A 25,250-nucleotide genomic window follows, 5' to 3' on the forward strand; every position below is an offset into this window, starting at 1 on the left:
GCGCCGTGGGTGGCTTACGCGCCGAACGCCTTGGCCTGCCCCTTCACCGGCTTGGCACCGGCGAGGAGATGGGCCGGGACGAGGTCGCGGGCCGGCTCGGTGTAGCCGACGGAGACGATCCGGTCGCCCTGGTACGTGAACGTCGTCAGCGAGGCGAGCGTGCACTGCCGCTTGCGCGGGTCGTGCCACAGCCGCCGCCGCTCGACGTACGACCGCACGATCCAGATCGGCAGCTGATGGCTGACCACGACCGCCTCGTGCCCCCGGGCACGGTCCTTCGCCGCGCTCAGTGCGCTCGTCATCCGGACCACCTGGTCGACGTACGGCTCGCCCCAGGACGGCCGGAACGGGTTGACCAGGTGCTTCCAGTTGCCGGGATTGCGCAGCGCCCCGTCCCCCACACCGAACGTCTTCCCCTGGAAGATGTTGTCGGCCTCGATCAGCCGCACGTCGGTGGCGAGGTCCAGCCCGTGCGCCTTGGCGATCGGCTCCGCCGTCTCCTGGGCCCGCTCCAGCGGGGAGGCGACGACGTACGTCACGTCGCGGGCCGCCAGGTGCTCGGCGACCCGGTCGGCCATGCGCCGGCCCAGCTCGGACAGGTGGTAGCCGGGCAGCCGCCCGTAGAGGATGCCGTCCGGGTTGGCCACCTCGCCGTGCCGCATGACGTGGACGACGGTGATGTCGTCTTCGCCGCCGGCGCTGCTGCTCTTGTTGCTCAGGTCGCTCATGCCGTGGCCTCCGCGGCCGCTCGGGCCGCCGCCGGGAGGGCGTCGGCGATCCGCTGCACGGCCCGCTCGTCGTGCGCGGTGGACACGAACCAGGACTCGAAGGAGGACGGCGGCAGGTAGACGCCGCTCGCGAGCAGGGAGTGGAAGAAGGCGGTGAAGCGGAACGACTCCTGCGCCTTGGCGTCCTCGTAGTTCCGCACGGGACGGTCGGTGAAGAACACCGAGAACATGTTGGAGGCGTTCTGCAGCGTGTGCGCGACGCCCTCCTTGGTCAGGGCGCCGGTGACGAGGCCCTGGATCTGCTTCGAGACGGCGTCGACCTTCTCGTACGCGGCGTCGTCCAGCAGCCGCAGCTGGGCGAGCCCGGCGGCGGTGGCGACCGGGTTACCGGAGAGGGTGCCTGCCTGGTAGACGGGCCCGGCCGGAGCGAGGTGCGCCATCACGTCGGCCCGTCCGCCGAAGGCCGCGGCCGGGAAGCCGCCGCCCATGACCTTGCCGAAGGTCATGAGGTCGGGGACGACGCCGTCGACGCCGAACCAGCCTGCGCGGCTGGTGCGGAAGCCGGTCATGACCTCGTCGGAGATGTAGAGGGCGCCGTTCTCGGAGCAGAGGTCCTTGAGCCCCTGGTTGAAGCCGTCCGCGGGCGGTACGACGCCCATGTTGCCCGGGGAGGCCTCGGTGATCACGCAGGCGATCTCGCCCGGGTGGGCGGCGAAGGCGGCCCGCACGGCGTCGAGGTCGTTGTAGGGCAGGACGACGGTGTCGCCTGCCTGCGCGCCGGTGACGCCCGGGGTGTCGGGCAGCGCGAAGGTCGCGACGCCACTGCCGGCCGCGGCGAGCAGCGAGTCCACGTGGCCGTGGTAGCACCCCGCGAACTTGATCACCTTGGTCCGCCGGGTGAACCCGCGGGCGAGCCGGATGGCGGACATGGTCGCCTCGGTCCCGCTGGAGACGAGCCGCACCTGCTCCAGCGGCGCGACCCGCGCGACCATCTCCTCCGCGAGAGCGACCTCGCCCTCACCGGGCGTGCCGAAGGACGTACCGCGGGCGACGGCGTCCTGCACGGCGGCGATCACCTCGGGGTGCGAGTGCCCGAGGATCATGGGCCCCCAGGAGCACACGAGGTCGACGTACTCCCGACCGTCGGCGTCCGTCAGGTACGGCCCGGTTCCGGACACCATGAACCGCGGTGTGCCGCCGACCGCGCGGAAGGCCCGCACCGGCGAGTTCACGCCACCGGGCGTGACCGCCGCCGCGCGGTCGAACAGAGCCTGCGAGGCCGGTGCTTCGTACGGATATGCCAGTTCGCTCATGACCTGCGACTTCTCCGACCTTCTCCGACGTTGTCGGCTCCGGGGGACGAGGGACCTGTTCAGGGTAGGACAGCGGAGATGAGAGAAGGCACGGGCGAGGGGACTGGTCCGGGATCACGTCCGCGTTTCCCGGGCGTCTGCGAGACTGGACCTGATACACACAGCTCAAACGGCCCACGGTGGTCGGAGGCTGCGAAGATCCTGCGGGCAGTTGATTCAGCGCACGTTTCGGCGGGCGGCCGTGGGGGAGGTCACTGACACGATGATCGGGTTGCGCGGCGGGGGCGACGCGTCCTAGAAAAAGCAGTCGGGTGGAGATATGCATCGCGGTGGCGGACTGGGCGAGGGGACTGATGACCTGGGTCCTCGACGTGCCCGGCGGGGAAGGCACCGGCGCGAGGCGGAGGACACGCAGGAACGTCGGACGCAGGGCCCCCCGAGTGAACCGGAGCGGCTCCACGGCCGTAATGAAAGTCCTGAACATCAGGTGGACGATCTTCGGTCCGGGAGCAGGAATGGTGGTCGGGTGGGGGTGACGTACAAGTACTTCGGCGCGCCGGACGGCGCGACCGCGGCCCGCGTCCCGATTTCGATGCGTCCGGAGGAGCTCGGCGGCGACGAGCTCGGTATGAACGGCATGTTCACGAAGATAAAGCCGGAGACCATGGCGGCGATGGTCCTGACGGGCATCGAGGGTGTCCCCCTGAACAAGGTGCCGCCTCTGGAACTGGTCGTCCTGCACCCCGACTACGCGGTCGTCAAACTCCCGATGACGGTCGTCGACCCCCTGCGGGGCATCGGCGAGGAGGCGGTGGGCGCGGCGGCCTTCATCTGGTCGACGGTCCCGGACCGCGGCGGGCCACGGGACGCGTTCAACGTGTACCAACTGCTGCACGAGTGGCAGGACTTCAGCCACCGGCTTCATGAGGCGGGGCATCAGCCGTACTGCTTGGTGTGGCCCTGAGCCTGTTGCGGTTTCGGTGATCTGGGGCGGGGCTTTCGAGTCCCGCCTTCGTCATGTTCCGGGGGCATGTCGACGCCCTCCGGCACGGTGAGGAACCTCAGGTGCCGCCGGACCTCTCGCTTCGCCCGCGGCGGGCATTCGTGGTGCGATGGAATCGGGGGGCGGAAGGAGAGCGATCATGCCCGCAGCGAAGCGAACGGGTGTCGCCGCCTCGGTGTCGGTCCGCCCGCTGGTCGAGCCGGACCTGGACAGGGCCGACGCGATCTTCAGGGTCGCCTTCGGGACCTTCCTCGGGGCCCCTGAGCCGGAGACGTTCTTCGGGGCCGCCGACTATGTCCGCACCCGCTGGGCGGCAGCTCCGCACGCGGCCTTCGCAGCGACCGTCGAGGGCGAGGTCGTCGGATCGAACTTCGCCGCCGACTGGGGCAGCGTCGGGTTCTTCGGCCCGCTGACCATACGTCCGGATCTGTGGGACCAGGGCATCGGCAGGCGCCTCATGGAACCGGTCATGGCCTGCTTCGACACCTGGGAGAACCGGCACCTCGGCCTGTTCACCTTCTCGCACAGTCCCAAGCATCTCGAGCTCTACCGCCGGTACGGCTTCTGGCCCCGTTTCCTCACGGCCATCATGAAGAAACAGGTCGCCGTCAGTGCCGCGGTTCACGGCCGAGTGCTGTACAGCGAGCTGACCGCCGCTGAGCGGCCCGAGGCACTGAGCCTCGGTCGGGCACTGACGGGGGCCGTGTACGAGGGCCTGAGCCTGGATCGCGAGATCACGGCCGTACAGGCGCAGGGGCTCGGTGACACCATCCTGCTCGAGGGCGCCGGCTCCGGCCTCGACGGTCTTGCTGTCTGCCACTGCGGAGCGGGGTCGGAGGCCGGTGAGGACGTGTGCTTCGTCAAATTCGGCGCCGTACGCCCTGGCCCGGACGCCGCGGACCGGTTCGAACGACTGCTGAACGCGTGCGAGCAACTGGCCACCGAGAAGGGACTGGGGCAACTGGACGCCGGCATGAGCCTGGCCCGCCAGGATGCCTACCGGCGCATGGTCGGCCGCGGTTTCCGTACCTGGCTGCAGGGCGTGACCATGCACAAGCCCAACGAACCCGGCTACAGCCACCCGGACGCCTATGTGATCGACGACTGGCGCTGAGGCCACCGCCGCGCTCGGCTTCGGGTTCAGCAACCGTGCGGCGCCGCCTTCCTGGCCGCGTGGGCGCGAGCGTCGATCATCCACTGTCGGCTGTCCGAGGAGATGCCGGCCCCGGTGGTGTCGACTGCCTGGAGGGACTGGCACGAATCAGCAATGTGGCAGCAAATCATCTGCAGGATTTCGGGATCGGCGAAGTATGAGGTGTGGACCATGAACTTCCCGGCGGTATCTAGCTGATGGTCTGCGAGGACTGCTGACAGCCCCTTGCCGTTCATGGCTGCGCGAGTGATCAGTTGGCGCACTTCGAGGCCGAGCAGCCCGGCGTGCGACGCCGCGCCCTTTTCCAGTGCCTTGTCGACGCGGTCCGGCAAGCCGGCGGCCCCCGCATCGATGGGCACCGGCCAGGGCGAGACGTAGACGAGGTCGACGTACGGAATGTCGCACCCCTGGGCGCTGCGCAGCAGACGATGAGCCAGGAATCTGTTGATCCTCGGCATGATCCACCTGTTGACACCGCCGTAGATGTCGTCGATCAGCGTGGTGCGGGGGTGGTAGTACCCATAGCCGAACGAGACCTCGGGGGCCAGGGCAACGTGCTTGATCGGGGCGTTCAGGCGCAGCAGGGTGGGTGGTTCAGGCCACGTCGCGGCCGTTTTCCGCGGGCGTGTGCGCTGCGTGGGCGCCAGGTACAGGCTCGAGTAGTCGGGGGCGTGGGGCGGACACAGCGATCGAAGTCCCGTGATGGCCTCGTCCGTCGTCGCGTACAGGCCCAGCCACCGCGCGGAGAAGCGTTCGAACGCCGACCGGGCGAGCTTCGCGCGGATGGTCACCGCGCGAGTGGCCTCGCCCCTCACGATGAACGAGATCGTTATCCGGAGAGCCGTCATGGCCGATGCCAACCAGACGAAAATCCACAGCGGGCCGGCCATCGCAAAGACTGCCAGCGCCACACCCACCAGCATGTTCACCGCGAAAACGATGGAGAAGAGCCATGTAGTCCAGCGTGGAGCTTTGGCGTCCTCGGCGCTCACAGCGCCTGCCAACGAGAATGCGTGGTGGCGCCATCCCCTGAAGACCCCACCACCTTCAGGCAGGTGACACAGGAACGGCGTTCCGACCGTCGTCCAGCTCCGCAGGTGGTCGAGCTCCAGCTCTCGGCTCAGATCCTGATACAGGCGAGTGCTGAATCGACTCCCCTCCACAGTGGGATTGAGGCCCTCGTCCGGGAGAACCCCCCGACGTACCAGCGCGTAGTACAAGTGATCAACCAGCATGCCCCTGCGCTGAAGAACGTGGCACGTCAGAAGGGCTTCCCAGATGACCGAACCGCCATGGCTGTGGCCGACCAGATGGTACCCGCGGCCCTGTCGCTCCAACTCGACAAGGAGCGCCAACAGGTCCATGGCGGCGGCCAGTCGCGCCGACTGTGTGTTCGCGCCACTCCAGTGAAAGAGCCTGCCGTCCTGCGGCAAGCTGGTTCCGGCAGGGAGATTGCGTTCCAGCCATCTCCACGTATCGCTGCCGCGCTGCCACCATCGGTTCCCCGAATCGCTGCCGTCCTTGTCACCGGCGAAAGTGCCGTGCACAAGGATCACCAACTCGTCCCGGTTCTGCGCGTCCGAAGGTAAGTCCGCCACCCATACATCATGCCCAGGCAGGACAAGCAGCGAAGCCCTTGTCACCACGCCGAGGCCGAACAGGGCCCGCCGCGCACGTGGGCGGGGTGCCGAACGCGCGCCACGGGAATTGTGGTGCAGCTCACCAGGAAAAGGTGACAGGGGGTTGTCGCGGAAGGCTGGGACTGTGGAGGGCATGGTCATCACCGATGAGGACTGCCTCGCCGAGACTCTGGCATTCAACAAGGAATTCGAGGCCGCTGCCGCGAGCAGCCCGGCGGGCGACGAGACGCCGGACGCTGCCACCCTGGCGGCCCTTCGGCGCAACCGGCTCGGTGGCGACACGCCTCCGGTGCGACTGCCGCAGGGCCAGGACCGCGTCATCGCCGGTGGGGTGAGGGTCCGGGCGTTCCTGCCCCACCGCGTCGACGGCGTGTATCTGCACTTCCACGGCGGCGGCTGGGTGTTCGGCTCCGCGGACGGGCAGGATGAAAGGCTGTGGCGACTCGCCGAGCAGACTCGGCTCGCCGTGGTCAGCGTGGAGTATCGCCTTGCGCCGGAACACCCCTTCCCCGCCGGGCCCGACGACTGCGAAGCGGCCGCCCGGTGGCTGGTGGACCACGCCGCAGCCGAGTTCGGCACCCAACGGCTGCTGATCGGCGGTGAATCGGCCGGTGCACACCTGAGCGTCACGACGCTGCTGCGCCTTCGTGACCGGCACGGCATCACGGGCGCGTTCCGGGGAGCCCACCTGCTCTTCGGTCCCTACGACCTGTCGATGACGCCGAGCCAGCGGTCGTTCGGCTCCAAGCGACTGCTGAGCAACACCGACACACTGCGGCGAACCTATGGGCTGTTCACACCCGGCATGGAGGCGGAACAACGCCGCGATCCCGAGGTCTCGCCACTGTTCGCCGGCCTTGCCGGTCTGCCGCCCGCACGGATCGTCGTCGGCACCCATGATCCGCTGCGGGACGACTCGCTGTTCCTTGCCCAACGGTGGCAGGCGGCAGGCGCGCCCGTGCAGCTCGGCGTCGTCGCCGGCGCCATGCACGGCTTCACCCTCTTCCCGCTGACCATCACCGAGCGGGAGGCGCGACGCCAGCGGGACTTCCTGTCCGGCACGGGGCGGTAGCGTCGCCGGCATGAACCGCACTGCCCGGCTCTACGCACTGGTGGAGGAGCTGCGCGCGGTGGCACCGCGGCCTGTGACGGTCGCGGCGCTCGCCGCGCGCTTCGAGGTGAGTACCCGCACGGTGCAGCGCGATCTCCAGGCGCTGATGGCGACCGGCGTGCCGGTGCGCACCGCGCCCGGACGTGGCGGGGGATGGTCGATCGACCCGGAAATGACCCTGCCCCCGGTCCGCTTCACCCCTGAGGAAGCCTCGGCGCTGGCCGTCGCCCTCGCCGCGACCGGCGCCACCGCACCGTACGCCGGTGCGGCCCGTACGGCAGCCCAGAAGATCGCGGCCTCCATGACGGGAGCCGCGTCGGTGGCAGCACAGGAACTGGCGACCCGGATCGTCGCGCTGCCCGCGCCGTCCGACGCCACGGTCCGCACCGCGGTGGAACAAGCTCTCACCACCAGCACGGCCCTCCGGCTGTCCTACACGGACGCGGCAGGACGCGAAAGCGACCGCGTGGTGGAACCGGCCGGACTGCTCACCGCCGATGGCCGGTGGTACCTCATCGCCTGGTGCCACACGCGACAGGCCGGCCGGGGCTTCCGGCTGGACCGCATCACAGCAGCGGCGCCGACCACCGAGCCGGCACACCCCCACGACCTGACCGAGCTGCTGCGCGGCTCGGCCGCGGCCGGCGCGGTGCGGCCCGCCACGCTGGCCTCACTCGCGCCGGCCCGCGTGACGTCCTGAGCCGGTGTGGCGGACCGTCCTCAGTCCTCCACACACTTGGGGTACTTCGACCCCCGGTTGCAGTCGTGGTAGTCGTACTTGCTGACCCGGAACTTGGTCTGCTCGCCCCCCTTGGCGGGGTCGACGACGAGGTAGAACTTCTTCCCGTCCTTGACCTTCTCGGCGACCTTCCCCTCGGGTCCCTTGTCGAAGTCCTGCGCACATCCGGCGAGTGCGAGGACGCTGACTGCCAAAGCGGCAGCGAGGCGACGCATGTCATGCTCCGATCATTTGGAAAAACCGGGCACAGTCTAGGCGAGCACTTCGCAGTCGCGATCAAGGATCTCAGGGTGGAGGGTGAAGGACCTCCGTCGTGGGCAGTACATCCACGGCATCGTCAACACCCGTTCTCCACAACCTATCTGAAGGGGCATCATGCCTGATCTCGCGGACTCGATCGAATCCATGGAGCAGCTCGCCGCCGTCTGGCGCGTGATGGTGCTCGACCGGGATTCGCACGCGGACGTGTCCGATCTGCCGGGTGTCGCCGTCCGCTGGGCCGACTGCCGGTTCGCCTTCTGGAACTGTGTCACGCTGACCGAGCACGGCACGGGTGCCGGGCTGCTGAAGCAGCGGCTGGGTGAGGCCGCGGAGATCATGCGGTCCAAGGAGCGGCCCGGATTCCTCTGGGTCTTCGAGGATCTCCTCGACGACGAGGCGCGGATCGGGTTGGGGGACGCGGCCGAGCAGGCAGGGCTCGAGTTCGCCTTTCCGGGGACGGGTATGGCGGGGGATTTCCTCCCCCTCCCCGAGCCCGCCCACCCGGATCTCACATTCGTGCGCGTGACCACCGACGAACAGCTGCGCGACTACGCGGACATCAACGCGCGGGCGTACGGATTCCCCTTGGAGGACGGGCGGGACGGGCTCGGCCGGTCCGTGCTGTGGAAGGAGCGGGTGCACGCCTATCTGGGCGTGCGCGACGACGGCACACCCGTGAGCTGCGCCGCCACCGTCGAGGCCGAGGGGCGGCTCTTCGTCCTGCTCGTCGCCACCCACCCGGAGTGGGAGCGGCGGGGATACGGGGAGGCGGTGACACGGAAGGCCCTGTACGAGGGCGCTCGCGCCACCGGACTGACCCGGGCGACGCTGCACGCGACCGCCGCCGGAGCGCCCGTGTATCCGCGCATCGGCTTCCGGCCGAACTCCCCGATGCGCTTCTTCGCCCTCAAGGGCTGAAGCAGGCCGGCCGCCGGGTCAGTCTCCCTGCGACCAGGCGGCCACCGGGAGCGAGAGATACACGCCGAAGTCGCGCAGGCCCGTCGCCGTCGCGATGCCGTCGTACAGCTCGTCGACTCGCTCCTGGCGGTTCGCCGCCCTGCTCTCGAACCACTTCGAGCGCACCTCGACGACGAGGTCGAGGCCGCCGCGGTCCAGGGGTCCGAGTCGCCGGAAGCGCAGCTCCACGTCCCCGGGCCGGAGATCTCCGTCGTAGGGCTCCTCGGGGCACTCGACCGCAAGGGACACCAAGTGCGGGAGGACCGAACCGAGTTCGCGGAGCTTCGCCTCGGGGACGTGGGGGGCGTACGTGATCTCGACCAGCGGCATCGGTCCAACGTAGCCAACCCCCCTACGTGTTGTCCTCCGCGTCCCGTGCCTGTGCCACCGGTGCGGTCGTCTCCCGGGGGATCACGTGGGTCGGCAGGACGATGTGCCGCTCGTGGTCGGCGGCGGAGTCGATGAGTTTCAGTGCCAGTTCCCCGGCCTGCCGCCCCATGTCCGACGGTGACTGGGCGACCGTCGACAGGTCGAACCAGTCGGCCAGCGGCTGGTCGTCGAAGCCGAGGACGGAGATGCGTTCGGGGACGGGGATCTGGGTCTTGCGCAGGTTCCAGATGAGGGCCACGGCGACCTCGTCCTGTTCGGCGAAGATCGCGGTGGGGGGCTCGCGCAGGCTCAGCAGGGTACCGAGGGACTCGGTGGCGGCGCGCTTGCTGCCGACCAGGGTGGACACCACCAGGTCGTCGTCGAGCGGCACACCCGCTTCGGTGAGCGCCTGCTGGTAGCCGAGCAGCCGCTCGTTGGAGCTGAAGGAGAAGCCGCTCGCGCCCACGGTCTGGACGAAGGCGATCCGGCGGTGGCCGAGGTTGAGCAGGTGCCGGGTGCCGTGCAGGGCGCCGGCCACGTCGTCGACGTAGACGCTCGGGCGTCCGTCGACGTGCTGGCTGACGTAGATCACCGGCATGCCGAGGTCGTCCAGCCGGGCGGTCTCCTCGTCGGTGAGGTCGAAGGAGAACACCAGGAGCGCGTCGGCGTTGCGGCGCGCCGGGAGGTGTTCGAAGAACGCGGTGCGCTCGGTCAGGTCGGGGATCTCGTAGACGTTCAGCTGCATGCCCGCGGCCCGCAGCAGCGGGGCCAGGCTGGACAGGGCGGATCCCATGAACCACGAGTTGAGCGTCGGGACCATCACGGCGACCGTGCCGGTCCTGCCCGTGACCAGGCTGGCGGCCTGCCGCGACACGGCGAAGTTCAGCTCGCGCGCGGCCTTCTCGACGCGGGCCCGGACCTCCGGGGACACGGTCGACAGGCCGCGCAGGGTGCGCGAGACGGTGGAGGTGGAGACCCCGGCCCGTTCGGCCACGTCGGCCATGGTGGGGTGCCGCTGAGCTGGTGGCATGAGCGGACGGTAGCACAGCGACCACGCCGGATCCGGGCTCTTGTGACAGCGCTTTCACGGAGTGGAGAGCCAAGTGGTCAGCCGATTACCGCCAGGTAACGCATTGACTTCGGCACAGCACGCCCCTAGCTTGCAAGCGTTGTCCCGACGGCCGCGAAGCTCTTGCAGTCAAAACCCCTATCTCATCCCTGACCTGCGGTTTCGCCTTCTCGATTTCATGACAACGCAGTCTCACAAGCCGTGACCCGGTTCCGCACGACCAGGAGAGACAGTGACCACCAGAACCACCGCCAGAGCGACCGCGCTCGCTGCCACCGGGCTCCTCCTCACCGCCTGTGGCAGCGGCACCGGAGAGCCCGCGAAGCCGTCGTTCGAAGGGCGCGGCCCCATCACGTACGTGGCCGGCAAGGACACCACCGGCACCGTCCAGCCGATGCTCGACCGCTGGAACAAGGCGCACCCGAAGGAGAAGGTCACCTTCATCCAGCTGCCGACGGACGCGGACGCGCAGCGTCAGCAGATGATCCAGAACGCGGAGACGAAGTCCGACGCCTACACGGTGCTGTCCCTCGACGTCGTGTGGACCTCGGAGTTCGCCGCCCACCGATGGATCGAGCAGCTGCCCCAGAAGCGGTTCCCGCTGGGGAAGATGCTGAAGCCGGTGGTGGAGACCTCGCGCTACCGCGGCGGTCTGTACGCGGTGCCGAGCAGTTCGGACGGCGGCATGCTCTACTACCGCACCGACCTGCTGAGGAAGGCCGGCGTGACCCGGCCTCCGGCCACCTGGGGCGAGATGACCGCCGCCTGTGCCAAGGTGAAGAGGCTGCCCGAGGCGAAGGGCATGTCCTGCTACGCCGGGCAGTTCCAGAAGTACGAGGGGCTGACGGTGAACTTCGCCGAGGCCGTTCACTCCGCGGGCGGCCGGGTCACCGACGCGAACGGCACGCCGGACGTCGACACACCGGAGGCGAAGAAGGGCCTGGACTTCCTCGTCGGCTCCTTCGAGGACGGGACGATCCCCAAGGAGGCCGTCACCTACCAGGAGGAGGACGGCCGCCAGGCCTTCCAGGCCGGCAAGCTCGTCTTCCTGCGCAACTGGCCCTACATGTACTCCCTGGCCCAGAAGAGCGGCGTCGAGGGCAAGTTCGCGGTCGCGCCCCTGCCCGGCCTGAACGGGCCCGGCTCCTCCAGCCTGGGCGGGCACAACATGGCCGTGTCCACCTCCGCCCGGAACAAGGCGACGGCCCTGGACTTCATCGAGTTCATGACCAGCGAGGAGAACACGGGGACGTTCCTGAGGGACGCCTCCCTCGCCCCGCCGTACGCGTCGCTGTACGACGACAAGGCGCTCGTCGGGCAGTACCCGTATCTGCCTGTGCTGAAGGAGTCCATCCTGCGGGCCGTGCCGCGGCCCCGGGTGGTCCCGTACGGCGATGTCACCTCGGCCGTCCAGCAGGAGACGTACGCCGCCCTGAACGGGGAGAAGAGCAGCGCGCGGGCACTGAAGGACCTGCAGAAGGCGCTGCGGAAGGCCGTGGCGCGGTGAGGGCCGGCACCCTGACCGAGACCCCGGCGGGGACCGGCGTCCGGACCCGGCCCCAGCGGCCGGCGACGCGGGGCCGGGCCACCGCCGGTGCCGGGCGGCTGGCCGCGCTGCTGGTCTCCCCCACGCTGCTGGTGCTGACGGTCGTCGTGCTCTACCCGACGCTCATGGCGCTGAAGGAGTCGCTGTACGGGCCGAAGGGCCTGGATCCGAGCACGGGGTTCATCAGCGACACCGAGCCGTTCGTCGGCCTGCGGATCTACGCCGACATCTTCGGCGAGACCGGGGCGCGGTTCTTCAACGCCTTCTGGAACACCACCTTCTTCACCGTCGTCACGGTCTCGCTGGAGACCGTGATCGGGGTGGCCATGGCGCTGATCATGCACCGGGCGTTCCGGGGCCGGGCGCTGGTGCGGGCCGGGATCCTGGTGCCCTGGGCGGTGCCGACGGCGATCTCCGGGCTGCTGTGGCGGTGGATCTTCAACAGCGACGGTGTCGCCAACGCGCTGCTCGGACAGCAGATCCTGTGGACCACGGAGGGCTTCCACGCCAAGGTCGCCGTCATCGTCGCCGAGGTGTGGAAGACCGCGCCCTTCATCGGACTGCTGGTGCTGGCCGGCCTCCAGGTGATCCCGAAGGAGGTCTACGAGGCGGCCCGGATGGACGGGGCCCGCCCGGTGCGCCAGTTCTGGCACATCACGCTGCCGCTGGTGAAGCCGGCGCTGCTGGTGGCCGTGCTGTTCCGCTGCATGGACGCGCTGCGCATGTTCGACCTGCCCTACATCCTCGTCGGCGCGCAGAAGCACTCGGTGGAGACGCTGTCGATGCTCGCGCAGAACGAGGCGTCCAACGTCCGGTTCGGACCGGCCTCCGCGTACGCGGTGATCCTGTTCCTCTACGTCTTCCTGATCGCGCTGGCCTTCGTGCGGCTGCTCGGCACCGACCTCGTCGGGGGCGGGGGCGGCAGGAGGCGCCGTCGTACGGAGGTGACGGCATGACGACCCTCACGGCGAAGTGGCGCGGCGGGCTCGTGTACGCGGGTGTCGTCGTGGTCGTGGCCTACTGTCTGGCCCCGTTCTACTGGATGCTGGTCTCCAGCCTCCGCCGCACCGGCGACATCTTCGACACCACGCTTCTCCCGTCACCGCTGTCCTTCGAGAACTACCGGGCCGTGTTCGATCCCGCGCAGGGCTTCGGGCGGGCACTGCTCAACAGCCTGGTCGTCGCCGGGATCACGACCGTGCTGGCGCTGCTGCTGGCCACGTTCACCGCGTACGCGATGGCCCGGCTGGAGTTCCGTTTCAAGCGGCTGATCCTCACGCTGATCATCGCCACCTCGATGTTCCCGGTGGTGTCGATCGTGGTGCCGCTGCTGAAGCTGTTCACCGACATCGGCTGGATCAACACCTACCAGTCGATGATCGTGCCGAGCATGTCCTTCGCGCTGCCGCTGGCGGTGTGGAACCTGACCACGTTCTTCCGGCAGATGCCGGACGAGCTGGAGCACGCCGCGATGGTCGACGGCTGCACCCGCGGCCAGGCCTTCCGCAAGGTCATCGTGCCGCTGGCCGCGCCCGGCATCTTCACCACCGCGATCATCACCTTCATCGCCGCCTGGAACGAGTTCCTCATCGCCCTGTCGATGACCAACAAGCCCGGCATGCAGACCGCCACGGTCGCCATCTCCAAGTTCACCGGCGCCACGACCTACGAGACCCCCTTCGGCAGCCAGATGGCCGCGGGTGTCCTGGTCACCGTCCCGCTGGTGGTCATGGTGCTGCTCTTCCAGCGCCGCATCGTCGCCGGGCTCACCGCCGGCGCCGCGAAGTAGACCCGTCCCGCATCCGAAGGAGCCACGTGTCCCCCACCGCACCCTGGTGGCGCAGTGCCGTCATCTACCAGGTCTACATCCGCAGCTTCGCCGACGGCAACGGCGACGGCGTCGGCGACATCGCCGGCATCCGCTCCCGGCTGCCGTACCTCAGGTCCCTCGGCGTGGACGCGATCTGGATCAACCCCTGGTACAAGTCGCCGATGGCCGACCACGGTTACGACGTCGCCGACTTCCGCGAGATCGACCCGCGGTTCGGCACCCTCGCCGAGGCCGAGCAGCTCATCGAGGAGGCGCACGAGCACGGGATCCGCGTGATCCCCGACATCGTGCCGAACCACACCTCCGACCAGCACGCCTGGTTCCAAAAGGCCCTCGCCGCCGGCCCGGGCAGCGCGGAACGCGAACGCTACGTCTTCCGCCCCGGCCGGGGCGCCGACGGTGCGCAGCCGCCGAACGACTGGGTCTCCTGCTTCGGCGGGCCGGCCTGGACCCGGCTGCCCGACGGGGAGTGGTACCTGCACCTGTTCGCGCCCCAGCAGCCCGACCTGAACTGGCAGCACCCGCAGGTGCGGGCCGAGTTCGAGTCGGTGCTGCGGTTCTGGTTCGGCCGGGGCGTGGACGGGTTCCGCATCGACGTGGCCCACGGCCTGATCAAGCACCCGGAGCTGCCGGACCTGCCGCCCCGCCGGGACCCGGACGCCGGGCGGCCCCTGGGACACGTCGACCACCCGCACTGGGACCGCGACGAGGTGCACGAGATCTACCGGTCCTGGCGCAAGGTCGCCGACGAGTTCCCCGGCGACCGCTCCTTCGTCGCCGAGGCCTGGGCGGACACACCCGAACGGCTGGCGGCGTACGTCCGCCGGGACGGTCTGCACACGGCCTTCAACTTCGATTTCCTGATGTCGAGTTGGGACCCGAAGGACCTGCGCGCCGTCATCGACGGCTCCCTCGCCATGCTGGGCGCGGTGGGTGCGCCGGCCACCTGGGTCCTCTCCAACCACGACGTGACGCGCCACCCCAGCCGCTACGGCCGCCGGACCGTCAGGCGCTGGGTGGCCAACGAGCCCTACCGCCCGGAGGGCCCCCTCGACCTGGAACTCGGCACCCGGCGCGCCCGGGCCGCCGCCCTGCTGATGCTCGCTCTCCCCGGCGGCGCCTATGTCTACCAGGGCGAGGAACTAGGCCTCCCCGAGGTCGAGGACCTGCCCGAGGACGTCCTCCAGGACCCGACCTGGGAACGCTCCGGCCACACCGACCGGGGCCGCGACGGCTGCCGCGTCCCGATCCCCTGGTCCGGCCGGGCGGCCCCCTACGGCTTCAGCCCCGAGGGCAGCACGGCCGAGCCGTGGCTGCCGCAGCCCGCCCGGTGGGCCGACCACACCGTCGAGTCGCAGGCCGGCGACCCCGACTCCATGCTGGAGCTCTACCGCGCGGCCCTGCGGCTGCGCCGCGACCACCCCGCCCTCGGCGACGGCACCATGACCTGGCTGGACGCCCCGGAGGGGGTCCTCGCCTTCAGCCGCGAGCCGGGTTTCGTCTGCGTGGTGAACCTCTCGGCCGAGCCGTACGAACTGCCGGCGCACTCCGCGCTGCTGCTGGCGAGCGGGTTGCTCGAGAACGGCCTGCTCGGGCCGGACCGGGCGGTGTGGCTGGAGGTGTGACACCGGCCCTCAGGGACACCGGGCCTCAGGGCGCCGCACACGGTGGCGGGTCGCCCTCAACTCTGGCCGCAGCGTTCTGCCGAGCTTCTCTCACGAGGTGCCGAGAGCCGTGGTCTGGTCGTTGTGCGCCGACCAGACCGCGGAACATGGGAGAGCGGAACGGTGAGAGGATTTCGAGGGTGATGGCAAGAACCAGTGACATCGAGAAGGCGGCCGGCGTGCTGCGCGCCGGCGGCCTGGTGGCCCTCCCGACCGAAACCGTCTACGGACTGGGCGCCAACGCCGAAGACCCCGCTGCCGTCTCGCGCATCTTCCAGGTCAAGGGACGCCCACCCTCCCATCCGCTGATCGTCCACATCGGCGGCGCGCAGCACCTGGACGACTGGGTCCAGGACGTTCCCGCGACGGCGCGCCTGCTGGCCGAGCACTTCTGGCCGGGGCCGCTCACGCTGGTCCTGCGGCGTGGTCGGCGAGTGCCCCTGGAAGCCACGGGTGGTCTGGAGACCGTGGCCGTGCGTGTGCCCGACCACCCCGTTGCCCTCGCGCTGCTGTCGGCCTTCGGCGGCGGTGTCACAGCTCCGTCCGCCAATCGCTTCGGCTCGGTGAGCCCCACCACGGCCGGTCACGTGCGGGCGGAGCTCGGCGATGCCGTCGACTTCGTCCTGGACGGCGGTCCCTGCGGGGTCGGCGTCGAGTCGACCATCGTCGACGTCATGGGTGAGACCCCGGCCATCCTCCGGCCCGGTGGAGTGACCCGCGAGGACCTCGAAGCGGTGCTGGGGTATCCGATCGACGTCCCGTCCACGAGCCATGTCCGGGTGCCGGGTCAGCACCCGTCGCACTACGCGCCGTCTGCTCGGGTCGTCCTGGTCGAGCCGGAGAAGGTCGTCGACGAGGCGCGGCTCGCGCAGGAGCAGGGGCACCAGGTTGGCGTCCTTCTTCCCCCGTCCCTCGCCGGCATCCCGGTGAAGGCGCACGCCGTGGCGGATGTCCCGGCGTCCCTGGCCGACTACGCGCGCGAGCTGTACGGGTTCCTGCGCGAACTCGACCAGCGGGGGTGCGATCTCATCGTCGCCTCCATGCCGGTGGAGGAGGGGCTGGGACTGGCGATCGCCAACCGGCTGCGCCGCGCCGCGGGGCCCCGGCCCACCGCGTGACCGCTGTGTTCGTCACCACCGGATCCGAAAGACGGCAGCGGTGGACCGTGAAGGCGGACACGCTCACTGCCGGCTCCGGCCGCGCTGTCGACGATGCCGTGAACGATGCGGTCCGGGCCGCGATCACCTGCCAGGACTACGCCGGAAACTACGCCTCGGGCTTCCCCGACGACCGTGCCGGCGAGGCAACAATGCGAACGCGCTCTCCGCAATGGCACCCCGTCGACGGCGCGGAGCAAGAACACGCGCAGTCGTTCCAGGGCGCCCTCGTCCGGTCCGGCGAGCGCCTCTACCGCCAATGCAGGATGCCGATGCGGAGCATTTCCGGCCCCCGGTCACGCTCCCCCGCCCACCGTGAAGCCGATCACCGTGCCGCCCCCCTCCCGGCGGAACGCGAACGGCGCTCCCCCGTGCGCGAGCGCCACCTCGCGGACGATGGACAGGCCCAGCCCGGAACCGGGCAGGGAGCGGGCGTCGGCGGCGCGGTAGAAGCGGTCGAAGACGCGGGCGAGGTCGTTGTCGGTGATTCCGGGGCCGCGGTCGAGGACCTCGACGCGGATCGTGCCGGGCCGCGCGGGCCCGGCGACGACCAGCTCGATGGGGGCCGTGCCGCCCTGGTCGAACTTCACCGCGTTCTCCACGAGGTTGGACAGCGCCCGGGTGAGCATCCCGGGCCGCCCGTCGGTCGTGGTGTCGCCGCTCGCGCGCAGCACGATCCGCCGCCCGCTGCGGCGCCGGGCGAGACCCGCCACCTCCTCCGCGATGTCGGCGACGTCCACCCGCCGCGGCGGCTCGGTGTCGGACTGCCCGGCCGCGAGGTCGACGAGCTCGTTGACCAGATCGGTCAGCTCCCGGGCCTCCTGCCCGAGGTCGGCTACCAGTTCCTCGCGGGCCCCGGGCGGGAGCTCGTCGATCCGGCGGAGCAGGGAGATGTTCGTCCGCAGGGAGGTCAGCGGCGTCCGCAGCTCGTGGCCCGCGTCCTGGACCAGCCGGCGCTGGTCCTCCTCGGACTGGGCGAGCCGGCCCAGCATCCGGTCGAAGGCCCGGCCCAGCCGCCCCACCTCGTCGTGCCCGGCGACGGGCACCTGGATGCCGAGCCGCCGGGTGCGGGCGACATCCTCGGCGGCGTCGGTGAGGACGACCAGACGGCGCGTGATCCGCCGGGCCAGCCACCAGCCGAACAGGCCTGCGCCGACCACCACGGCCGCCATCAGCACCAGCGTCCGCTGCTGGAGCGCCCGCAGCAGATCCTCGACGTCGCTGAACTCCTGCGCGATCTGCACCGCGCCCCGGCCGCCGCCGAGGGAGACGGTCGCGACCCGGTAGACGTCGTTGCCGACGTCGACGTCCTTGTGCTCGGCGACCCGCCCGGACGCCGGTGCGGCGGCGATCCGCACGTCGGCACCGGTGACCGGCAGCCCCGGGCTGCCCGGGTCGACGACGTGCCCGTCCGGGCCGAGCACCTGCACATCGGTGCGGGCGGGCCGGACCAGGTCGTGGCCGGGCGCGGCGGACGAGAAGTCGCCGGGTGACATCCGGTTCCCGCGCACCTCGTCCCGCAGGTCCTGCACGACCTCGTCGAACACCGTCTGCTGGTCCACCCGCACCAGCCGGGCCGCCGCGCTGTAGGAGAGGATGCCGACCAGGATCGTCACGGCCGCCGTCACCGCCGCGAACGACACGGCGAACGTGGTCCGCAGCGAGACCAGCTTCGGCCGCCGCCCGCTCAGCAACCGGCGGAGGCGGCCCACTCAGTCCTCCCGCAGCACGTAACCCACGCCGCGCACCGTGTGGATCAGCAGCGGCGCGCCCGGCTCGTCGAGCTTGCGGCGCAGGTAGCCGACGTAGACGGCGAGGTTCTTCGAGCCGGGCCCGAAGTCGTAGCCCCAGATGCGGTCGTAGATCGTCGAGTGGTCGAGGACGATGCCGGCGTTGCGGACCAGCAGCTCCAGCAGCTCGAACTCGGTGCGGGTCAGCTCCAGCTCGCGCTCACCCCGCCAGGCCCGGCGGGCCTGCGGGTCCATACGGATGCCGGCGGCCTCCAGGAACCGCCCGGGGACCGCCTTCGGCGCCTCCTCGGCCGCCGGGGCGCTGCCGGCGGCCACCGGGCTGGTGCGGCGCAGCAGGGCACGCAGCCGGGCGAAGACCTCCTCGACGTCGAAGGGCTTCACGACGTAGTCGTCGGCGCCCGCGTCCAGGCCGGCGATCCGGTCGGCGGTCTCCACCAGGGCCGTCAGCATCAGGACCGGCGTCCGGTCGCCCTCGGCGCGCAGCACGCGGCACACCTGGAGCCCGTCGATGCCGGGCATCATCACGTCCAGGACGAGGACGTCCGGGCGGTTGCGGTGGGCCTGCGCCAGTGCCTCGACACCGTCGGCGACCGCCACGACCTCGTAGCCCTCCAGGGTCAGGGCGCGCTCCAGGGCGTTGCGGATGGCGCGGTCGTCTTCGGCGAGCAGCACTGTTTGGGGCACGCGTCCAGTGTGCCAAGCCGCCCGGCCCCCGGGACCGGATGAGCTGCGCCGGAGCGGCCTTCTTACTCCTCTCTCACCCCGTGCGCGGGGCCGCCGGGCCGGGTCCTACCGGCCTCTCACCCGCGGGCTCGGGCCGCCGCGAGCCGGGCCGCGTGCGTGGGCGCGTCCGGCACGTCCGCCGGGCGGCCGACGGCGAACTCCTTGCGCAGCACCGGTACGACCTCCTCGCCCAGCAGGTCGATCTGCTCCAGCACGGTCTTCAGCGGCAGTCCCGCGTGGTCGATCAGGAACAGCTGGCGCTGGTAGTCGCCGGCGTACTCGCGGAAGGACAGGGTCTTCTCGATGACCTGCTGCGGGGAGCCGACGGTCAGCGGCGTCTGGTCCGTGAAGTCCTCCAGCGACGGCCCGTGCCCGTACACGGGGGCGACGTCGAAGTAGGGCCGGAACTCCCGGACGGCGTCCTGCGAGTTCCGCCGCATGAACACGTGCCCGCCGAGCCCGACGATCGCCTGCTCGGGCGTGCCGTGCCCGTGGTGCGCGTACCGCGCCCGGTACAGCTCGACCATGCGCTTGGTGTGGTCGGCCGGCCAGAAAATGTTGTTGTGGAAGAAGCCGTCGCCGTGGAACGCGGCCTGCTCGGCGATCTCCGGCGAGCGGATCGACCCGTGCCAGACGAACGGCGGTACGCCGTCCAGCGGGCGGGGCGTCGCGGTGAAGCCCTGGAGGGGCGTGCGGAACCGGCCCTCCCAGTCGACGCCCTCCTCGCGCCACAGGCGGTGCAGCAGGGCGTAGTTCTCCACGGCGAGCGGGATGCCCTGCCGGATGTCCTGCCCGAACCAGGGGTAGACGGGGGCGGTGTTACCGCGGCCCAGCATCAGGTCGACCCGGCCGTCGGCCAGGTGCTGGAGCATCGCGAAGTCCTCGGCGATCTTCACCGGGTCGTTGGTGGTGATGAGGGTGGTGGCCGTGGAGAGGACCAGGCGCTCGGTGCGAGCCGCGACGTAGCCGAGCATGGTCGTCGGGGACGACGGCACGAACGGCGGGTTGTGGTGCTCGCCGGTCGCGAAGACGTCGAGCCCGGCCTCCTCGGCCTTCAGCGCGATGGCGACCATGGCCTTGATCCGCTCGCGCTCGGTCGACGTCCGGCCGGTGGTCGGGTCGGGCGTGACGTCACCGACGCTGAAGATCCCGAACTGCATGGTCGCTCACCTTCCAGTTTGTTTACTCTTCAACCGTACCCGGAGGCCTCCTCTCCCTCATGCGAAGCTGACCGTCATGTTCGTGCTCCGCTCCGCCGCCCTGTTCGTCGTCGCCGCCCTCTTCGAGATCGGCGGCGCATGGCTGGTCTGGCAGGGCGTGCGCGAGAGCCGGGGCTGGCTGTGGGCGGCCGGCGGTGTCCTCGCGCTCGGCGCCTACGGCTTCGTCGCGACGTTCCAGCCCGACGCCCACTTCGGCCGGGTCCTCGCCGCCTACGGCGGGATCTTCGTCGCCGGTTCGATCCTCTGGGGCGTGGTCGCGGACGGCTACCGCCCGGACCGCTGGGACATCACGGGCGCACTGATCTGCCTCGCGGGCATGGCGGTCATCATGTACGCCCCGCGAGGAGACTGAACGGGCCCCTGGGGGCTCAGAACGGCTCGTCAGGCGGCAGCAACCCCAGCTGCCCCAGGAAGTCCATCTCGTCGAAGTACAGCCGGTAGTCGACGATCCGCCCGTCCTTCACCGTGGCGATGTCCACCCCGCGGATCCGGATCTCCTTCTGCGTCGGCGGCAGCGTCTCCCCGTTCGGCAGCTCCAGCGGCCCGGTGTTGCGGCCGCTGAAGATCCCCTCGTCGATGGCCGTGTCACCGACCTCGTAGGAGTGCAGCGACTGGAACGTCGCCTCGGGAACCGCCTCCGTCATCCCCCGCCAGTACTCGACGATGTCGTCGCGCCCGTGCAACTCGCCCTCGTCGGGCGTGAAAGCGACCGCGTCCTCGGCGTACAGCTCGCCGATGGTCTTCAGATCGGCGTGCGAGGTGAGCGCGTCGGTGAGCCGGTCCATGACCTCACGTGCCTCGCCCATGATCCACCTCCAGGAAGGCCCAGGAAACCAGGGGATCACCCGCCCTCATTCTCCCACCGCGGGCCCGACCTATCCTGGCCGGAAGTCCTGAGGCCGTATCCGGCCCGCACCCCACGCCCGAGGAGCTCCCATGGCCACCGCCGCCCCGTCCGCAGCCTCCCGCATCGCCGTCGTCACCGGTGCGAGCAGCGGAATCGGCGCCGCCACGGCACGGCAGCTCGCCGCGGCCGGCTACCGCGTCGTCCTCACGGCCCGGCGCAAGGACCGGATCGAGGCGCTGGCGGAGGAGATCAACAAGGCGGGCCACCAGGCCACGGCCTACGCCCTCGACGTGACGGACCGCGCCGCGGTCGACGAGTTCGCCACGGCCTTCCAGACGATCGGGGTCCTGGTCAACAACGCGGGCGGCGCGCTCGGCGCCGACCCGGTCGCGACCGGCGACCCCGCCGACTGGCGCCAGATGTACGAGACGAACGTCATCGGCACCCTCAACCTCACCCAGGCCCTGCTGCCCAAGCTGGTCGCGAGCGGCGACGGCACGGTCGTGGTCGTCTCCTCCACCGCCGGCCACGGCACCTACGAGGGCGGGGCGGGCTACGTCGCCGCCAAGCACGGCGCCCACGTCCTGGCCGAGACCCTCCGCCTGGAGATCATCGGGCAGCCGGTCCGCGTCATCGAGATCGCCCCCGGCATGGTCAAGACCGACGAGTTCGCCCTGACCCGCTTCGCCGGTGACACGGAGAAGGCGGAGAAGGTCTACCAGGGCGTCGCCGAGCCCCTCACCGCCGACGACGTCGCCGACACCATCACCTGGGCGGTCACCCGCCCCGCCCACGTCAACGTCGACCTGCTGGTCCTCCGCCCCCGCGCCCAGGCGTCGAACACGAAGGTGCACCGGGAGCTGTAGAGCCGGCCGTTCCCCGGGAGCTGCAGAGCCGGCCGGTCAGCCCTTGACGCAGACGACCTGCTTCAGCTTCGCCACGACCTCGACCAGGTCCCGCTGCTGGTCGATGACCTGCTCGATCGGCTTGTAGGCACCCGGGATCTCGTCCACGACACCGGAGTCCTTGCGGCACTCCACGCCCCGGGTCTGCTCCTCCAGGTCCTTCGTCGAGAACCGGCGCTTGGCCGCGTTGCGGCTCATGCGCCGGCCCGCGCCGTGCGACGCGGAGTTGAAGGCCTTCTCGTTGCCGAGGCCCTTCACGATGTACGAACCCGTGCCCATGGAGCCGGGGATGATTCCGTAGTCGCCGGAGCCGGCCCGGATCGCGCCCTTGCGGGTCACGAGCAGGTCCATCCCGTCGTAGCGCTCCTCGGCCACGTAGTTGTGGTGCGCGCTGATCTCCGGCTCGAAGGCCGGCTTGGCCTTCTTGAACTCCTTGCGGACCACGTCCTTCAGGAGCGCCATCATGATCGTGCGGTTGTACTTCGCGTACTCCTGCGCCCAGAACAAGTCGTTGCGGTACGCCGCCATCTGCGGGGTGTCCGCCACGAAGACCGCGAGGTCACGGTCGACCAGACCCTGGTTGTGCGGGAGCTTCTGGGCGATGCCGATGTGGTGCTCGGCCAGTTCCTTGCCGATGTTGCGGGAACCGGAGTGGAGCATGAGCCAGACAGAACCGGTCGTATCCGTGCAAACTTCGACGAAGTGATTTCCGGATCCGAGCGTCCCCATCTGCTTCGTGGCACGTTCCTGACGGAACTTGACCGCTTCGGCGATCCCGTCGAACCGCCCCCAGAACCCCTCCCAGCCCGCCGTACCGAACCCGTGCAGCCGCCCCGGGTCGACGGGATCGTCATGCATCCCCCGCCCCACCGGAATCGCCTGCTCGATCCTCGACCGCAGCCGCGACAGATCCCCCGGCAGGTCGTTCGCCGTCAGGGACGTCTTCACCGCCGACATGCCGCAGCCGATGTCGACGCCCACCGCCGCCGGGCACACCGCGCCCTGCATGGCGATGACCGAGCCGACCGTCGCACCCTTTCCGTAGTGCACGTCGGGCATGACCGCCAGACCCTTGATCCAGGGCAGTGTGGCGACGTTCTGGAGCTGCTGCAGCGCCGAGCCCTCGACCGTGGCCGGGTCGGCCCACATCCGGATCGGCACCTTCGCACCAGGCACCTCTACATACGACATAGCGTCCTCAATCCCCCGTAAAACGAACAGAAGTCCTCAACCGCAAATACCGGCGCCAAGGTCGACGAAAGGGAATCCGGACCGGCGTCCACGGCAGTGCGTGCGATACACATTGTGTCCATCGGCCGCCCCACGGCGGCAAGCCAATATCCGTGCCGAGAGGAGCCTCCACGTGCAACGGAAGGCGTACGCACCCGGTATCGCCGCGCTCCTCGCCGTCCTGCTGGCCGGCTGCACCGGCAGCTCGGACGACGGCGGCGCGACGGACGACTCCAACCCTGGCGACACGGGCACCGCGACGGCCGCCGCCGAGCCGGGCCGCTACCGCACGCTGCCCGAGCCCTGCACCGCGGTCGGTCACGGCACGCTCGACGAACTCCTGCCCGGCATCCGGCAGATCACCGACGAGGAACAGCGCGAGAAGGCGTACGAGGGCGAGGCGACCGTCACGTTCGACACCGACCGCAAGGTCGGCTGCCAGTGGAAGGTCGACGGCCCGCAGGCCACCGACCATCTGCTCGTCGACTTCGAACGGGTCGTCTCCTACGACAGTGCGGTCAGCGACGACAGCCAGGCCGAGCAGCTCTACGCGGAGAAGCAGGCGGCGGCCCACCTCCCCGAGCCCACCGCGACGGAGTCCGCCGCGCAGCCCACGGACGCGGGCAGCACCCCGGCCGGCGGTTCCTCGGCCGCCCCGAGCGGCTCCCCCGCTGCAGGTTCCTCCCCCTCCGGCACCGCTTCGCCCTCGCCGTCCACGTCCGTCGCCCCGGACGAGCTCCAGCCGCGCGTCCTCGAGGATCTCGGCGAGGAAGCCTTCATCGACGACCAGCTGAGCAGCTCCGGTTCGACGGCCAAGCAGCGGACGGTGACTGTGGCGTTCCGCACGTCCAACGTCATAGTGACCATCGAGTACATCGAGCAGCCGGCCACCGTCGGCGTCGTCCCGGACAGCAAGGAATTGCAGGACAGGGCCCAGAAACTGGCCTCCCAGCTGGCCGATTCGCTGGGCGACTGAGTCCCCTTCACGCACCCTTCACCCACACCCGCAAAGCACCCGAAGGAAAAACACACCACGGCCTCAGCGCGTACGGTGACCACTCGGACCCGTTCCGACCGCAGGAACCACGAGCGTCATGAGTGAAGGAACCATGCAGCGACGAGTACAGCGTGACCAGCGAGATCAGCGAGCGAAGCGAATGAACCGCGTCCTTGTCTGCGCGGCCGCCGTCCCCGTGATGCTGGTCGCCGCCGGCTGCTCCTCGGACTCCGGCTCCGGCGACAGCACGGACAAGGCCGCGAACGCCGCCGCCTCGGCGTCCGCGAGCCCGTCGCCGACCGTGGCGGCGGCGGCGTACGGCAAGCTCCCGGAGCCGTGCAAGGTGCTGTCGAAGAAGACGCTGAAGGACCTCGTCCCGAAGAGCAAGTCGGGCAAGGAGGGCAAGTCGGACGACATCTCGACGCGCGCCGGCTGCTCCTGGAACAGCCTCGACAACAACGGCGTGAAGGGCTCGCAGTTCCGCTGGCTCAACGTGTCGATGCTCCGCTTCGAGTCCGACGCCACGCGCGGCCCGGCCGACAAGCTGGCCCAGGAGTACTACGCCAAGCAGGTCCAGGACGCCCAGGGCGTGGACGGCGCCAAGAGCACCAAGTCGGAGCCGGTGACCGACATCGGCGACCAGGCGACGGCCGTGCGCTACGAGCTGAAGAAGAAGGAAGGCACCTTCAAGCAGCAGACGGTCGTGGCACGCGTCGAGAACGTCGTCGTCACGCTCGACTACAACGGCGCGGGCCTGGCCGGTGACAAGGCGCCGAGCGCCGACGACCTGACGAAGGACGCGAAGAAGGCCGCCGAGGAGGCGGTCAAGGCCGTGTCCGAGGCGAACGGCGCGGGCGGCAAGGCGGGCGGCGCCCCCTCGAAGGAGGCGTCGAAGTCCCCCTCGAAGGAGGCCTCTTCGTCCCCGTCGAAGTCGTCGTCCGAGAAGCCCGCCTCGAAGAGCTGAACACCGCCGACCGGAACCGGCCACCCGTCCTCCGCACACATGTGTCACCCTGTTGCGCGCAACAGCACGCAA

25 protein-coding genes are annotated in these 25,250 nt (G+C 70.1%); 14 read left to right on the top strand and 11 right to left on the bottom strand.

The annotated features are described in order from the left end of the window. Positions 1-14: 14 nt before the first annotated feature. The gene (locus ABZ016_RS06745) at positions 15-728 is read right to left on the bottom strand and encodes a histidine phosphatase family protein (RefSeq protein ID WP_356915433.1); all 714 of its coding nucleotides are present in this window, start codon (positions 726-728) and stop codon (positions 15-17) included. Continuing rightward, complete coding sequence (gene hemL / locus ABZ016_RS06750) at positions 725-2,041, bottom strand: glutamate-1-semialdehyde 2,1-aminomutase (RefSeq protein ID WP_356915434.1); 1,317 nt, start codon at positions 2,039-2,041, stop codon at positions 725-727. The genes ABZ016_RS06745 and hemL overlap by 4 nt, the downstream gene beginning before the upstream one ends. 526 nt (positions 2,042-2,567) lie before the next feature. Between hemL and ABZ016_RS06755 the strand changes: the two genes are divergently transcribed. Together ABZ016_RS06755 and ABZ016_RS06760 are read left to right on the top strand one after the other, a co-directional pair. Then, positions 2,568-3,005 carry a hypothetical protein gene (locus ABZ016_RS06755; protein ID WP_019061278.1) on the top strand — a complete coding sequence of 146 codons (438 nt, stop codon included), beginning with the start codon at positions 2,568-2,570 and terminating at the stop codon, positions 3,003-3,005. 178 nt (positions 3,006-3,183) lie between these two features. Beyond that, positions 3,184-4,158, top strand: coding sequence for a GNAT family N-acetyltransferase (locus tag ABZ016_RS06760; RefSeq protein ID WP_356915435.1), 975 nt, complete (start codon positions 3,184-3,186; stop codon positions 4,156-4,158). 26 nt (positions 4,159-4,184) lie between these two features. Here the strand turns inward: ABZ016_RS06760 and ABZ016_RS06765 are convergent, their stop codons facing one another. Continuing rightward, on the bottom strand, positions 4,185-5,795 hold the full coding sequence (locus ABZ016_RS06765; RefSeq protein WP_356915436.1) for a hypothetical protein: 1,611 nt from the start codon (positions 5,793-5,795) through the stop codon (positions 4,185-4,187). Positions 5,796-5,970: 175 nt separating this feature from the next. Between ABZ016_RS06765 and ABZ016_RS06770 the strand changes: the two genes are divergently transcribed. Both ABZ016_RS06770 and ABZ016_RS06775 read left to right on the top strand, forming a co-directional pair. After that, positions 5,971-6,909 carry an alpha/beta hydrolase gene (locus ABZ016_RS06770; RefSeq protein WP_356915437.1) on the top strand — a complete coding sequence of 313 codons (939 nt, stop codon included), beginning with the start codon at positions 5,971-5,973 and terminating at the stop codon, positions 6,907-6,909. 10 nt (positions 6,910-6,919) lie between these two features. After that, positions 6,920-7,648 (top strand): YafY family protein, encoded by a 729-nt coding sequence (locus ABZ016_RS06775; protein ID WP_356915438.1) that lies wholly within the window; start codon positions 6,920-6,922, stop codon positions 7,646-7,648. 20 nt (positions 7,649-7,668) lie between these two features. On the opposite strand, the gene ABZ016_RS06780 is transcribed toward ABZ016_RS06775, so the two are convergent. After that, complete coding sequence (locus ABZ016_RS06780; RefSeq protein ID WP_356915439.1) at positions 7,669-7,902, bottom strand: hypothetical protein; 234 nt, start codon at positions 7,900-7,902, stop codon at positions 7,669-7,671. 160 nt (positions 7,903-8,062) lie between these two features. Between ABZ016_RS06780 and ABZ016_RS06785 the strand changes: the two genes are divergently transcribed. After that, entirely contained in the window at positions 8,063-8,866 is an 804-nt protein-coding gene (locus ABZ016_RS06785; protein ID WP_356915440.1) for a GNAT family N-acetyltransferase, read from the top strand. Positions 8,867-8,884: 18 nt separating this feature from the next. On the opposite strand, the gene ABZ016_RS06790 is transcribed toward ABZ016_RS06785, so the two are convergent. Together ABZ016_RS06790 and ABZ016_RS06795 are read right to left on the bottom strand one after the other, a co-directional pair. Beyond that, positions 8,885-9,235, bottom strand: a complete 351-nt coding sequence (locus ABZ016_RS06790; protein WP_356915441.1) for a hypothetical protein — start codon at positions 9,233-9,235, stop codon at positions 8,885-8,887. 22 nt (positions 9,236-9,257) lie between these two features. Then, complete coding sequence (locus ABZ016_RS06795; protein WP_356915512.1) at positions 9,258-10,277, bottom strand: LacI family DNA-binding transcriptional regulator; 1,020 nt, start codon at positions 10,275-10,277, stop codon at positions 9,258-9,260. Positions 10,278-10,575: 298 nt separating this feature from the next. Here ABZ016_RS06795 and ABZ016_RS06800 point away from each other — a divergent pair, with 298 nt between their 5' ends. From ABZ016_RS06800 to ABZ016_RS06820, 5 genes are all read left to right on the top strand, one after another. Beyond that, the gene (locus ABZ016_RS06800; protein ID WP_356915442.1) at positions 10,576-11,850 is read left to right on the top strand and encodes an ABC transporter substrate-binding protein; all 1,275 of its coding nucleotides are present in this window, start codon (positions 10,576-10,578) and stop codon (positions 11,848-11,850) included. Continuing rightward, the gene (locus tag ABZ016_RS06805) at positions 11,847-12,845 is read left to right on the top strand and encodes a sugar ABC transporter permease (protein ID WP_356915443.1); all 999 of its coding nucleotides are present in this window, start codon (positions 11,847-11,849) and stop codon (positions 12,843-12,845) included. Before ABZ016_RS06800 ends, ABZ016_RS06805 begins: the two co-directional genes overlap by 4 nt. Further along, on the top strand, positions 12,842-13,678 hold the full coding sequence (locus ABZ016_RS06810; protein WP_356915444.1) for a carbohydrate ABC transporter permease: 837 nt from the start codon (positions 12,842-12,844) through the stop codon (positions 13,676-13,678). Before ABZ016_RS06805 ends, ABZ016_RS06810 begins: the two co-directional genes overlap by 4 nt. 26 nt (positions 13,679-13,704) lie before the next feature. Next, positions 13,705-15,345 (top strand): alpha-amylase family glycosyl hydrolase, encoded by a 1,641-nt coding sequence (locus tag ABZ016_RS06815; RefSeq protein ID WP_356915445.1) that lies wholly within the window; start codon positions 13,705-13,707, stop codon positions 15,343-15,345. Between the two features lie 182 nt (positions 15,346-15,527). After that, positions 15,528-16,502 (top strand): L-threonylcarbamoyladenylate synthase, encoded by a 975-nt coding sequence (locus tag ABZ016_RS06820; RefSeq protein WP_356915446.1) that lies wholly within the window; start codon positions 15,528-15,530, stop codon positions 16,500-16,502. Between the two features lie 335 nt (positions 16,503-16,837). Here the strand turns inward: ABZ016_RS06820 and ABZ016_RS06825 are convergent, their stop codons facing one another. The 3 genes from ABZ016_RS06825 to ABZ016_RS06835 all read right to left on the bottom strand — a co-directional run bounded on the left by ABZ016_RS06825 (position 16,838) and on the right by ABZ016_RS06835 (position 20,175). Beyond that, positions 16,838-18,253, bottom strand: a complete 1,416-nt coding sequence (locus ABZ016_RS06825; protein ID WP_356915447.1) for a HAMP domain-containing sensor histidine kinase — start codon at positions 18,251-18,253, stop codon at positions 16,838-16,840. Next, positions 18,254-18,976: a response regulator transcription factor gene (locus ABZ016_RS06830; RefSeq protein ID WP_356915448.1), complete on the bottom strand. Its 723-nt coding sequence runs from the start codon at positions 18,974-18,976 to the stop codon at positions 18,254-18,256. 116 nt (positions 18,977-19,092) lie between these two features. After that, complete coding sequence (locus ABZ016_RS06835; RefSeq protein ID WP_356915449.1) at positions 19,093-20,175, bottom strand: LLM class flavin-dependent oxidoreductase; 1,083 nt, start codon at positions 20,173-20,175, stop codon at positions 19,093-19,095. Positions 20,176-20,251: 76 nt separating this feature from the next. Between ABZ016_RS06835 and ABZ016_RS06840 the strand changes: the two genes are divergently transcribed. Further along, complete coding sequence (locus tag ABZ016_RS06840) at positions 20,252-20,587, top strand: YnfA family protein (protein WP_356915450.1); 336 nt, start codon at positions 20,252-20,254, stop codon at positions 20,585-20,587. A 16-nt stretch (positions 20,588-20,603) separates the two neighbouring features. On the opposite strand, the gene ABZ016_RS06845 is transcribed toward ABZ016_RS06840, so the two are convergent. Beyond that, the gene (locus ABZ016_RS06845; RefSeq protein WP_356915451.1) at positions 20,604-21,041 is read right to left on the bottom strand and encodes a nuclear transport factor 2 family protein; all 438 of its coding nucleotides are present in this window, start codon (positions 21,039-21,041) and stop codon (positions 20,604-20,606) included. Positions 21,042-21,171: 130 nt separating this feature from the next. Here ABZ016_RS06845 and ABZ016_RS06850 point away from each other — a divergent pair, with 130 nt between their 5' ends. Further along, on the top strand, positions 21,172-21,948 hold the full coding sequence (locus ABZ016_RS06850; protein ID WP_356915452.1) for an SDR family NAD(P)-dependent oxidoreductase: 777 nt from the start codon (positions 21,172-21,174) through the stop codon (positions 21,946-21,948). A gap of 36 nt (positions 21,949-21,984) precedes the next feature. On the opposite strand, the gene ABZ016_RS06855 is transcribed toward ABZ016_RS06850, so the two are convergent. After that, complete coding sequence (locus tag ABZ016_RS06855; RefSeq protein ID WP_356915453.1) at positions 21,985-23,178, bottom strand: RtcB family protein; 1,194 nt, start codon at positions 23,176-23,178, stop codon at positions 21,985-21,987. A 172-nt stretch (positions 23,179-23,350) separates the two neighbouring features. On the opposite strand from ABZ016_RS06855, the gene ABZ016_RS06860 reads away from it, so the two are divergent. Together ABZ016_RS06860 and ABZ016_RS06865 are read left to right on the top strand one after the other, a co-directional pair. After that, complete coding sequence (locus tag ABZ016_RS06860) at positions 23,351-24,193, top strand: DUF3558 domain-containing protein (RefSeq protein WP_356915454.1); 843 nt, start codon at positions 23,351-23,353, stop codon at positions 24,191-24,193. Between the two features lie 118 nt (positions 24,194-24,311). Next, on the top strand, positions 24,312-25,178 hold the full coding sequence (locus ABZ016_RS06865) for a DUF3558 family protein (protein WP_356915455.1): 867 nt from the start codon (positions 24,312-24,314) through the stop codon (positions 25,176-25,178). The last annotated feature ends 72 nt before the right edge of the window (positions 25,179-25,250 follow it).

It is taken from the genome of Streptomyces sp. NPDC006372, from assembly GCF_040612515.1.
GTDB lineage: Bacteria > Actinomycetota > Actinomycetes > Streptomycetales > Streptomycetaceae > Streptomyces.